Genomic DNA, 12439 nt, shown 5'->3' with positions numbered 1-12439 from the left:
CCTGCAAGAAGCAGGGATACATGCGTTTGACCCTATCGACGCAGAGCCATTCTCTCAAGCCGTGCACATCTGCCGGTCCGCGATGTTATGGCCCGAGTGCCTGGGGAGGCCGGGGGTATCCGCGCGGATGACGGCGGAGTGTCCAGCAAGCCGCCGCGCGAGTTCGTCCGCGCTGCGATCCTCGGCGCTGGCCCAGAACGCCATGGTCGGTGAGTCGAGACGGAGATGCATCCGTGCAACGACTTGCCCCGCCGGGGTCGACCCGCATGACGTGTACGTAGTCGGCCGCTGCCCTCTTTCGGAGTGCCCCGATTCCCTGGCGAAACAGCGGCCCGCAATCCGCGGATGAGCAGGTCCAGTTGTCTACGTTGGCGGCGAGTCCGGTGCGAGCGATCCCGACCGGAACCGTCAGCAGCAGTTCCGGGCATCTCCGGCCGGGGCCGTGAACGCTGCGTCGGCCTCCGCGCTCACCCGCATGGCGCAATCGACGAAGGCGTTCGTCTGGCGCTCTCGAACAGGTTCGTCGTGACGGCCGTCATCGCCTCGTGTCGGTCGCGGTGGCGGCTCTCGGTAAACGGCCCTGGTCCAGCCGGCCATTCGACGCGGCGTCGGCGAGCCCGGTCGGACGTGTCTGCACGGTTCACCTTTGGTCCGGCGGAGCGCACGGGTAACACCGGTGCTGCCCCTTCCGAGGGGGCGGATCGCGTTGTTTCAAATGACGACGTACGAGCTGTGCGGGCAGCGACCACATCATTGCCCCGAGATCGCCGAATCTGTGCAGGAATTAAATTGGAAAAGTGACCGACGAGCAATCCGTGATTGCGTGGTACGTGCGTGGAGCGCGTTTACCTCTGTCAGCCATTCGAAATTCGAGAACCCGAACAGGCTACCTGTGTCGATGTAGGTCGCGAGGAGATCGCGTCTGGTTGATCATTGACCATGAACATGCACAATACAGTACTACGTGATGGTGTTGGTTTGGTTCGGCGTCGAAGCGCGTCGGCAATTGATGAAAATTCTGATATTGACATCTGCGATGGTGCGGAGGACTGTCATGACCGATCGTCAGCGAGCTCTCACGGGGGAGTGTTCATGCGTGCTGTCCGTCGCGTGTCCGCGGATTGCGAGCCCATTCCGTGGTCCGCCCGCCACGTCCATGTGGTTGTTCGACAGGTGGCGGCCGTGGTTGGTATCGCGGCCATGATGTTGTCCTCGGTGAGTGTGCCCGGCGTGGCGCCGGCGTCAGCGTCCCCGCCTCCCTCGCCCCGGCCCGGCACCTCGTTGCTGCAGTCGCCCGCAGTGAGCCGGGCGGCCACGACGCCGTCGGGGCAGTATGCGGCGGACCTGCGGCATCGGACGAAGCCCACCGCCGTGCAGGAGATCGTGGCTGGCCGCACGGCCTACACGTCGACGTGGCGCAACTCCGACGGCAGCCGGTCGGTGCGCCGGTACGCGACGCCCCAGTTCTACCGGACCCCAGCGGGAACGTGGTCGAGCATCGATCCGAGCATCTCGCCGGCGTCTGGCAAACCGGGCTGGTGGACCTCGGGGGCGAACAGCTGGTCGGTCGGGTTCGGTCCGATCGGCGCCCAGGGAGGCGGCATCCGGTTCGCGGTGGGTCCGCACACGTTCGGACTGACCCCGCAGGGCGTCAACGACGCCGATCAGACGCCGTCGGTGTCCGGCCGGACGGCGGGCTACACCGGCGTCTGGCCGGACGTCGACATCGCTGAGCACGTCGGTGCGGACGGCGTGAAGGAAGACCTGATCATCAAGGGTCCGGGCGCGCCGTCGACCTTCTCGTTCCGGCTGTCCGACGCGACGGCGACCCCGACGGCCGCCGGTGGGCTTGACGTCCTCGCCGATGGCGAGCGGGTCGGGACGGTGCCGGCGCCGACGGTGACCGTCGCCGCGGCGAAGCAGCGCAAGGACCAGACGGCCGCGTCCAAGGCGCGGCTGACGGTGGCTGGCGACGTTATCCAGGTCTCGGTGTCACCGGACTGGTTGGCAGGCCTACCGGCCTCGGCGTTCCCGGTGGTGCTCGATCCGACCGTCGGCGAGTTCACGCCGGCCTCCAGCTGGGTGGTGTCCAGCGTCAGCAACGGCGGCCAGACGGTCAATGGCGTGGTGCAGATCGGTCACGACACCGCCGGCAGCGACTGGCGCGCCCAGGCGTACGTCCCCGCGCCGGCCCCGCCCACCGCGGCGCCGGGCGAGCAGCCGTGGCAGTTCGTCGGGGTGTGGCTCAGCACCCAATGCGACTGCCAGCTGACCGGCGCTCCGATCTACGGACTGTCCGGTGCCGCTTCCTACTCCGGAATCCAGGCCGGTCAACCGCTCGTTACGCTCGGCGGGCCGTCGGCGACCCTCGGCTTCTTCTCCATCATGCAGTGGGACGCCGCGTGGACGTACCTGTCCGGCCGCACCGACGGGTGGTGGTTCGGGTTCGGCACGCCCGGCACCGTCGCTGGCGACGACGGCGGCGGCCTCGGCACGATCGACACCGGCACCATGTTCTTCGAAGCCGCGTACGCCCAGCAGCCGAACCCGACGAGCATCACCTCGCCAGCCAACGGCAGCGTCGTGTCGACGCTGACGCCGAAGTTCACCGCTCCCGCGGTGACCGTCGAAGCGAACACCGCCATTTACTACGACTTCCGGGTCACCGCGTCCCCGGACGGCACCGGCACCGTCATCGACTCCGGCTGGCTGCTCGGTTCGACCCTCAGCGACCCGGTGGTCTGGACGGCACCGGCGGGCAGCGTCCATGACGGCGCGACCTACTACGTCAAGGTCCTGACCTCGATCACCTCCATCTACTCCGGCGACCCCAACGCGCCGGGATTCCGGCCCACGGCGAGCCCCGCCGTCAGCTTCACCGTCCGGCAACGGCTCGGCGACGGAGGCCCGTCACCAGCGGACACCGTCGGCGCGCCACCGGCCGGCACGACCACCCCGAGCAAGGGCGCGCCGTCACCGGGGGTGCCCGCGGCCAGCGAGACCGTCAACCTGCTGACCGGCAACCTGTCCATGGTCGTGGGCTCGCCGAACATGCAGACCGTCGCCGGCACGGCCGGACCGGCCCTGACCTACAACTCCGCCCAGTCCTCCGTCGCGAAGGGCGGCAACTACGGACTGACCGCCCAGTACTCCGTCGACCCGGGCACGCACACGTTCACCAACCCGGTCGTCGGGCAGCGCACCGACGCCGCGGTGAACACGACCTGGAAGGGCGGCAGCATCAACGCCCCGATCGGCGGCTTCGGCGTGACCCAGGGCGCAAACCTGCCGTTCCTGGTCCGCTGGACCGGTGTGCTGAGCCTGCCGGCCGGGACGTGGAAGCTCGGCGGCCTCACCAACGGCGCGATGCGCGTCTACCTCAACGGCTCGTCCACCCCCACCTACGACGACTGGGCGGGTACCGCCAGCGCCACCAGCCCCGGCTACGGTTCCGCCACGGTCAGCGGTGCCCACACCTACCAGGTCAAGGTCGAAAGCTGGGTCGCCGGTACGGCGGGCATCGACTACACCGTGCAGCTGTGGGCGAAGAACACCGACATCACCGACCCGGGCACGACCTCCGAATGGGTGGTGCCCAGCGGGTGGCTCACGCCGACCTCGACCGGCGTGCCGCCGGGCTGGAGCCTGCTGGCCAACCCGGCCACCGCGCAATGGGTGCACGCCGACGACGAAGGCAGCCAGGTCGTGCTCCAGGGGGCCTCCGGGCAGACGGCGACGTTCACCCGCACGGCGCCGGGCTACTACCAGGCGATGCCGGGGAACAACGACCACCTGAACGTCGACGGCAACCAGCACCTGCAACTGGCGACCGCCGACAACCAGCTGTACACGTTCAACGCCGACGGGAGCCTGGCCGCGATGACCAGCGCCACCGACGACCGGCACCCGTCCGCGCTGCAGTACATCTACTCCGGTACCCCGGCGCTGCTGCGCGGCATCACCGACCCAGTCTCGGGACGGGTCATCACCTTGTCCTACGGCCCCGACGCGGCCTGCCCGACCACCAACCCGGCGCCCACCGGCATGCTGTGCAAGATCGCCTACTGGGACGGCACGGCGACGACGTTCGGCTACAACGGCAACGGCCAGATCGCGTCGGTGACGAACCCCGGCAATCAGACCGTCCTGCTGGCCTACGACAGCGACGACCGCCTCGCTGACATCCGCGACGCGCTCGCAGGCGCTGCTGTCGCCGCCGGTACCCCGGCCGGCACCGCAGTCGCCTGCCCGGCCGGCAGCACCGGACTGCCGGTGACCCCGGTCGACACGCAGATCTGCTATGACAGCACCGGGCGCGTCGCCACAGTCATCCAACCCGCCCCGACAACCGGAGCGGCCCGGCCGGCCCGCACCTACACCTACGCGACCGACCACACCGACACCGCCATCGCCGGGTTCAGCCCGGCGTCGGGCTACGCGTCCCGCACCACCTACGACACCCAGGGCCGCATCATCCAGCAGACCGACTCATCGGGGCACGTCACGACGAGCGTCTGGGGCAACGCCGTCGCGGCCGGCAACGCCTGCACCGGCGCGTGCGGCAGCGACCTGCCGATCGTCACCGCCACCCCGGCCGGCCAGCAGACCAGCACCGTGTACGACACCAACGGCAACGTCACCGACGTCTACGGGCCCGCGCCGCTGGCCTGCTTCAGCGGCGGCTGGCCGGCGAGCGCCACCCCGACCGCCCCGGTCCAGGGCTACCTGCCGGTCGCCAACCCGCAGGGCACGGCCGGCTGCGGGATCGCCGCCGTGCCGCACACCACCAACCGGTACGACGAGGGGATGACCGGTCTCGCCGCCGCCTTCTGGTCCAACGGGCAGGCCGCCGGCACGGTCACCGTCCACGCCAACGGGCCCGACGGCACGCAGCCGCAGACGCTGTGCGGCGCCACCAGCGGGCGGCTGTGCGCGCACTGGGCCGCCGGCGCCCCGCCGATCACCTCCGACGCGTCCGGGCACTGGACGCTGCGGCTGACCGGCACGATCACGTTGGCCTCCACCGGGACGTACAACCTCGGCATCGCCAGTAGCCAGGCCATGACCGTCGCCTACGACGGGACCCCGCGGGTTCACGACGGCCCGGACGTCACCGGCTTCGTCGCCGGGCAGACCCGCACGACCTCCACGAACGGCGTCCAGTTCAGCGCCGGCGTTCACACCATCCAGGTGGACTTCCAGGGCTCCGCGACACAGCTCAACGACTTCGCCGTCATGCTGACACCGGCACCCGGCACCGGCGGGGTCATCCTGAACAGCATCCTCGGCCCCGGATACCGACTGAGGACCGGCAGCACCGACCCCGACGGAGTCGTCACCACCACCAGCTACACCGACAGCACCGTCGGCCCGCAGTACGGGCTGGTCACCGCCACCACGGTCGGTGCCGGCACCGGCGCGGCGCTGACCACCGCGACCAGTTACGAGGCGCCCGGCACCACGACCTACCTGCGCAAGCTCAGCCACACGCTGCCGGCCGGCAACGCGACCACCTACACCTACTACACCGGCACCGCCGGCCCGCTGGCCGCCGTGTGCGGGGTCACCGCGAGCACCCCGCAGGGCGGGCTGCTGCAGACCCAGACCGACCCGGCCCCTACCGCAGCAACGGCCCGCGTGCAGCAGTTCATCTACGACGCGGCGGGACGCCGCGCCGGCCGCCGAGTCGCCGCGTCGAGCAGCATCAGCACCGCACCGTGGCAGTGCACCGCCTACGACGCAGTCGGCCGGTACAGCAGCCAGACCTGGCCGGCGTTCAACGGCGCGGCGGCGCGAACCGCCACGTACACCTACAACGTCGGCGGCAACCCGCTGGTCTCCAAGGTTGTCGACCCCACCGGCACCGTCACCACCACCGTCGACCTGCTGGGCCGGCTGGTCAGCTACACCGACACCGCCGGGAAGGTCAGCGGCATCACCTACAACCAGGCCGGGCAGGTCACTGCCACATCGGGTCCGCAGGGCGCGGTCAGCAACACCTACAACGCCAACAGCGGCAGCCTGGCCACCGTCACCGTCGGCGGCACCCTGCTGGCCACCACTCACGACGACCCCGGCACGGGCCGCCTGTCCAGCGTCACGTACGCCAACGGCACGACCGGCACCCTCGGCTATGACACCTACGGCAACCAGAACAGCCTGGTGTTCACCACGACGGCCGCCGGCGCGCTGGTCGCCGGGGACCAGACCACCCTGTCCGCCGGCAAACGGATCACCCGCGAACTGGAGGACATCAACGGCACCGCCCTGACCAACCCGAATCCGGCGGGATCTACGGCCACCACCTACACCTACGACGGCGCAGGCAGGCTCGCCACCGCCTACCTACCCGGCGCCGCCGTGACCTACGGGTATGCCGCCAATCCGGTCGGCGACAACTGCACCACCCCGGGAGCGGGCGCCAACGCGAACCGCACCAGCGTCACCGTCACTCCCACCGGCGGCAGCGCCAGCAGCATTCACAACTGTTACAACACCGCCGACCAACTCGTCTCGTCGATCACCGGGACCGGCACCAACACCCAGTACGCGTACGACGCGCACGGCAACCAGACCAACAACCACGGCACCACCCTCACCTGGGACGCCGCCGACCGATTGGCGACCGTGACTCCGTCGGGCGGCGGCACCACCGGCTACAGCTACGACGCCCTCGACCGGGTCGCCTCGCACACCGCCGGTGGCACTACCGTGCGCTACGCCTACGCCGCGTTCGGCGACTCGCCCGTCGCCACTCTCGACGGCGCCGGCACTGTGTTGCAGCAATTGATCATGCTGCCCGGCGGTGTGCTCGTCACGGTCCAGTCCAGCGGCGAGGTGTGGTCGTACCCCGATCTGCGGGGCAACGTGACGGTCACCGCGAACAACACCGGCGTCCGCCTGAACACCCCGGTCACCTACGACCCGTGGGGGACGCCCACTGCGGGCAGCGCGACCCTCGGCAACGCCACCGGCGGAAACGTCTTCGGCGCCTTCGGGGCCAACAGCAAACTCACCGATACCACCCTCGGGATCACCTTGCTCGGCGCCCGCGCCTATCAGGCATCAGACGGCCGGTTCCTCAGCGTCGACCCCGTCGAGGGTGGCTGCGCCAACAACTACGTCTACGTCTTCGGCGATCCCCTCAACAAGAACGACCTCACCGGCCGGAACGTCTGCGAGATCACGATCGAAAAGGATCCGAGGAAACGTGCCAACGTGTACTGGGGATCCGTGGGTGCCGCATCCGGGGCCGGGGCCGGGTACGGCGGCGTGCGAGCTGGACACGCGCTGTTCAAGGGCGGATCGATGGGCTGGCGGGCAGCGGGCTCCGCTACCGGGCTCGGCTCGCTCTACGGCGACTTCATGTTCCAGTACATCACCACCGGGAAATACGACTGGTGCGAAGGGCTCATCTTCCTCGTCGGCGGCCTTCTCGCGGGAGCCGCGTTCGCCTAGTACGTCAGTGACGTCCAATTTTGAACTTGACGGGCCTACGAGATGCATCAACGCTTGGACGAGAACAGCGAGAACGGAGCGTGTGCCCGGTGTCGGACAGGCCGCCCCTAGTCTGGCGGATTGTGGTGGTGATCGCCGCAGCGGCAATCATCGCATTGGTGATGGTGTACGTCCTGCATCGTCCGGTGGTGTTGGTCGTGGTGATGTTTCTCGTCATCACCGGCTGTGTGCTGGCGACCAGGTGGTCTGACGTCACTCGGCGCTGGAGGAGGAAACGTAGGCCGCCTCAGCCCTGATCCACCGACGAATTGATGTGACCGTGATGGGCCGGGCGCGACGATGCCCTCGCGAGCTGGAAAGATAGAGGTTCTTGAGGCTTCCATCGTCCGGTTCGAGAGGGCACCGTCGAGGTGAGAATATCGCACGGCGCGACGCGGGTGCGCGCATCGTTTGATGATCCGAATCTGGTGTCGTGCGCTGGTGTGGAGCCGGTGATGACCCTCGCCCAGCGGTGTGACCTGCACGGCATCGTGGCTGCTCGGCTGCGTGTGCCAACGGACAAGGGGTCCAACGCGGCGGGGAAGGTCGCTGCGATCGTGGCGGGCATGGTGACCGGTGCGGACTCGATCGACGATCTGGACGTGTTGCGTCACGGTGGGATGCCGCTGCTGTTCGACGGGGTGTATGCGCCCTCGACGCTGGGGTCGTTCCTGCGGACGTTCACCCATGGCCACGTCCGGCAGTTGCAGGCAGCGTCGCGGCAGTTCCTGGTCCGGATGGCCGGACAGGCCCGGTTGCTGCCCAGCGCCGGCGCGGTCACGTTCGTCGACGTCGACTCGCTGCTGCGCAGGGTGTACGGCAAGCAGAAGCAGGGCGCCGGGTTCGGTCACGCCAAGGTCGGCGGCTACCAGGTGCTGCTGCGTGGCCTGAACCCCCTGGTGGCCACGATCAGCACCCCGGACGCGGCGCCGGTGATCGCCGCGACCCAGCTGCGCGCCGGCAACGCCGGCTCAGCCCGCGGAGCGGCATCGCTGATCGCCGAGGCCGTCGCCACCACCAAAGCGGTCCTGGCAGCCCAAGCAGCCCAACCCGCCACCGCCGCGACGACAGCCGCAACGGTGGCGGCTGAGATCATGGTCCGTGCGGACTCGGCGTTCTACTCCCGCACGGTGATCACCGCCTGCCGCCGGGCCAGGGTGCGGTTCTCCGTCACGGTCCGCATCGACGCCAAGGTCCGCGCGGCGATCACCGCGATCGACGAGGACGCCTGGACCGAGATCCGCTACCCGCAACCGGTCTGGGATGAGGACCAGCAGCGGTTCATCTCCCGCGCACAGATCGCCGAGACCACCTACACCGCGTTCGAAGGCACCCGCCACGAAGTCACCGCCCGGCTCATCGCGCGTCGCGTCCCAGACCTGAACAAGTCCACAGTGGATGGTCAAGGTGAGCTGTTCACCGTGTGGCGGTACCACGCCGCGTTCACCGACAGCCCCTACGTGCTCGTCCAGGCCGAAGCCCAGCACCGCGGCCACGCCATCATCGAACAGGTCTTCGCCGAACTCATCGACGGACCCCTCGCCCATCTACCCTCCGGCCGGTTCACCGCCAACAACGCCTGGCTGACCTGCATCGCCATCGCCCACAACCTCACCCGCACCGCCGCCACCCTGGCCGGACGACCCCACGCCACAGCCCGCGCCGCCACCATCCGCCGACACCTGATCAACGTCGCCGGCCGGATCAGCCGACACGCCCGCGAGGTCACCATCCACCTACCGCAACACTGGCCCTGGCAACACAACTGGCTACGACTGTTCACCACCGCGCACGCCCCACCCACCTGACCATCCACACAGGACAGTCACTCGCAGCCGACGCCGGCCACCCCACAACGACAGACCCCACCGAGACACGGAGCGCACCGGCAACCCGGCCGGTCACCCCCACGCGCCCGACCAACACCCAAGATCATGAACTCAGACCAGCCGAGCATCGAAACCTCATCGGTGGATCAGGGCTCAGTAGGGATGCCGTGGCCCGTGATGCCCGCCGATCGCACAGCGCCGCATCCTGGCAGAGACAGCGACGGTGCTCGCCCCAAGTCGGAGGCGCTCGGGGACCCGGTCCGGCTGCTGCCATGCCGATGATCGCCTCGGCCGAGGGCGGCGAGGCGTGCGTGTGCGACCTGACCCCGGCGTTCGAGCTGTCCGGGCCGACGACCTCGCACCACCTCAGGACCCTGCATGAAGCCGGTCTCATCGACGCCTTACGCCGTGGCGCCTGGGTCTACTACCGCGCCCGGCGCAACATCATGGGCCAACTCGCCGCCCTGCTCACGGTCGCCGACCAGGCGTGATCCACGCGGCTCGACCAGTACATCCAGCGTATGGCGCAGCAGGGAGCGGGATTCGTCGAAGCGATGGCAGTGGTATGTCGCGGAGGACCCTATTGACGGTCACGGCCAGAAAGTGGCGGAGCTACATGAGGCAGTTCTGCGCCGCTTCGAGCCGTGGTCCCTTCGGGATCCTTTCGGCGACTCCACTGCAGCGCTGCGACACAAACGTGTTCAAGGCTTCGCTAGACCCCCCGATCGTCGTCGATGGGTTGCGCGAGCGGGTGCGGCTGACCGGTCATCGCAGCGAGCGCGGCGGCGACGGCTTGCAGGTCGGCCCGGATGTAGGTCGTGGTGGCCGGCCCGGTGGTGTCGGTGTGGCCGGCGTAGGCGCGGGCGGTGCCGTACCCGAAGTGCCGTTCGACCCAGGTGAGCGTGCTGTGGCGCAGCCAGTGGGCGGTGATGCCCTGGGCGGCGACCCACGGCAGGTGCCGGCCGATGCGGCGCCACAGCTCGTCGTAGCGGCGGCTGGTCAAGGCTCTGCCGTTGCGGTACCGCAGCAGCGCGTCGGTGGGCAGAAGCGCGCCGCGGGCCGTGGCGTGTTGGGCGAGGCTGGTGGCGAGGTCGAGGCTGATCGGCTGCCAGTGGACGGTGCCGCCCTTCTCGCGCAGCTGCAGGAGGCCGCGGTCGGCGTCGAGGTCCTGCAGCCGCAGCCCGAGGGCCCCGGCGCGCCGGCACGCTGTCTCGGTGTGCAGGCGCAGCAGCAGTGCGTCGAGGATGGTGTCGTTACCGGTGGTGCGGGCGACCTGGTTGATCTCGGTCAGTTCGTCAGGTGTCAGTGCTCGCCGGGTGCTTGGCAGCCGCCGAGGCTTGCCGACCCGGTGGGCCGGGCTGTCCGTCGCCTCGATGAGGCCGTCGGCGATGGCCTGGTTGAAGAAGGCGCGGGCGGCGGCGATGAGCAGCTCACCGGCGTGGCGGCCGCCGCGGCTGTTGCGTCGGGCGCGGGTGTTGGCGACGATGCGTCGCTGGAGCGCCTGGATGTCGCTGGCGGTGACCGTGTCGATGGGGAGGTCGCCCCAGGCTGTGGTCATCCGCTGCCAGTAGCTGCGGTAGGCGCGCAGCGCGCCCGGACCGGCCGCGGCGAGAACCTGCGGCAGGTACTCGTTGAAGGTGGGCACTGCCGGTCGGGCGTCGCGTTGCAGGTCGGCGAGGGTGACGCCGAGCTCGGCCAGGGCACTCCAGGCGGCGTCGAGCCGCTGACGGTCAGCCGGCATCGCCCGTGGGGAGCCCGGCGGCCAGCAGTCGTGCGACGGTCCGGGCCGGGTATACCAGCAGCAGGTCATGAGCGGGGTCGGCGAGCAGGACGACCACGGCGCCGGCGGCGAGGTGACACAGCTGGCGGACCGGCGCCGGGATGGCCAGGAGGCCGGTGGCGCCGATGGTGTGCCGTCCGGCCGGGTCGGAGGTCGCGGTGATGACGCCAGCCGTGATGTCGAACGTGACCCGGTGTCCAGGTGGCCAGCCCAGCAGGTGCAGCAGTGCGCGGGCCGAGATCCGGCCGGACGGGTCGAGCCGGCCGGCGTCCAGGTGCGTCTCGGCCTGCTCAGGCCCGGTGCGGGGTGCGGGTAGCTGGGGCAGCGGTGGCCGTGGCGGCCGGGCGCGGGGGAGCGGCGCGGGGATGAGTGTCGCGATCATCTGCTCGGCCGGGGCCGGATTCCTGCGTCGCACGCGGGTCATCGTCGCCGCCCGGGCGCGGTCCGCACATGCGGAAACCCGACCGGGTGGTCACCCGCTCGGGTCTGCTGCTGGGATGCTATGGTCCCCACGATCTTGGTAAACATTCACCAAGACCAGTGTCGAATGATTGACACTCATGAAACCCACACGGTGATCGTATCCAGAGAGTTGCCGGTCGAGCTTCCCTCGTAGCGCTGGTGGTCGATCGCTGTCGGCGGCGGCTGCGGGAGAAGGAGCCACCTCATCCTTACGCGGCCGTCGACAGCGCTCAGGTTGCCGCGGACCATCTCTGTCGACGTGGCCGCTCCACTCATTGCTCGCCATCAACGACCTGAGACACGACTCGGACAGGTCCGCATCCGGCGCCGCCGGTGATCTGCCAGAGTTCTACGCGGGTGCGAACGTGCCGCTTGACCTGCCAGGATGACATTTTCGGCATGCACAGAGTCCACCCGTTCGAAACCAGCCACGCCGCCTGGCATGCCCTCAGCCACGCAATCGACCCACTCCACTGCCTGCGGTCCGTGCTCCGCGACGCCCGTGCCATCCACATGTACGCGCCGTACGCCCTCATCCGCGCCGCGCTGGAGAACGCCAGCGCTGCCGTGTGGCTACTGCACCCCGGCAGCCGGACCGAGCGCATCACCCGCCGCCTGCGGTTCGCTGCCCTCGACATCCGTAGCGGGGACCGCGCCTAGGACGGGCCGGTCACCAGCCACGAGCCGACGGGTCCCTCGACCTCCAAGTACCCGCACCTGCCGCGACCGGCGGTCGGCGGCCCGGGTCAGGTGTGGGCGCTGCTGGAGGCGAGGGCGGCGAACAACCCGGCGTACAACGACAGCCTGGCGACCGTGCCCGACCTGCCTGTGTCGCTCTACCAGTGTGTGCCCGACCAGGTAGGCGCCTCGA

The 12439-nt window shown here is 69.5% G+C and carries 5 protein-coding genes and 1 pseudogene; 4 read left to right on the top strand and 2 right to left on the bottom strand.

All coding sequences use genetic code 11. The annotated features are described in order from the left end of the window. The first annotated feature begins 1299 nt into the window (after positions 1-1299). The 3 genes and pseudogenes from ACQEVZ_RS55910 to ACQEVZ_RS55900 all read left to right on the top strand — a co-directional run bounded on the left by ACQEVZ_RS55910 (position 1300) and on the right by ACQEVZ_RS55900 (position 9817). Positions 1300-7458 carry an RHS repeat-associated core domain-containing protein gene (locus ACQEVZ_RS55910; RefSeq protein WP_433384191.1) on the top strand — a complete coding sequence of 2053 codons (6159 nt, stop codon included), beginning with the start codon at positions 1300-1302 and terminating at the stop codon, positions 7456-7458. Positions 7459-7868: 410 nt separating this feature from the next. Beyond that, a complete protein-coding gene (locus ACQEVZ_RS55905; RefSeq protein WP_433359550.1) occupies positions 7869-9305 on the top strand; it encodes an IS1380 family transposase in 1437 nt (478 codons plus the stop codon). A 208-nt stretch (positions 9306-9513) separates the two neighbouring features. After that, positions 9514-9817 (top strand): annotated as a pseudogene (locus tag ACQEVZ_RS55900) (ArsR/SmtB family transcription factor). Between the two features lie 221 nt (positions 9818-10038). Here ACQEVZ_RS55900 and ACQEVZ_RS55895 read toward each other — a convergent pair. Both ACQEVZ_RS55895 and ACQEVZ_RS55890 read right to left on the bottom strand, forming a co-directional pair. After that, a complete protein-coding gene (locus ACQEVZ_RS55895; protein ID WP_433384188.1) occupies positions 10039-11067 on the bottom strand; it encodes a tyrosine-type recombinase/integrase in 1029 nt (342 codons plus the stop codon). Next, entirely contained in the window at positions 11057-11521 is a 465-nt protein-coding gene (locus ACQEVZ_RS55890) for a hypothetical protein (protein ID WP_433384185.1), read from the bottom strand. Before ACQEVZ_RS55890 ends, ACQEVZ_RS55895 begins: the two co-directional genes overlap by 11 nt. A gap of 446 nt (positions 11522-11967) precedes the next feature. On the opposite strand from ACQEVZ_RS55890, the gene ACQEVZ_RS55885 reads away from it, so the two are divergent. Then, positions 11968-12228 carry a hypothetical protein gene (locus ACQEVZ_RS55885; protein WP_433384182.1) on the top strand — a complete coding sequence of 87 codons (261 nt, stop codon included), beginning with the start codon at positions 11968-11970 and terminating at the stop codon, positions 12226-12228. The last annotated feature ends 211 nt before the right edge of the window (positions 12229-12439 follow it).

Source organism: Dactylosporangium sp. CA-152071, assembly GCF_050936335.1.
In the GTDB taxonomy this organism is placed as follows: Bacteria; Actinomycetota; Actinomycetes; order Mycobacteriales; family Micromonosporaceae; genus Dactylosporangium; species Dactylosporangium maewongense.
Note: the sequence above shows the minus strand (reverse complement) of the source record. Positions and strands in the feature narration are given on the sequence as shown.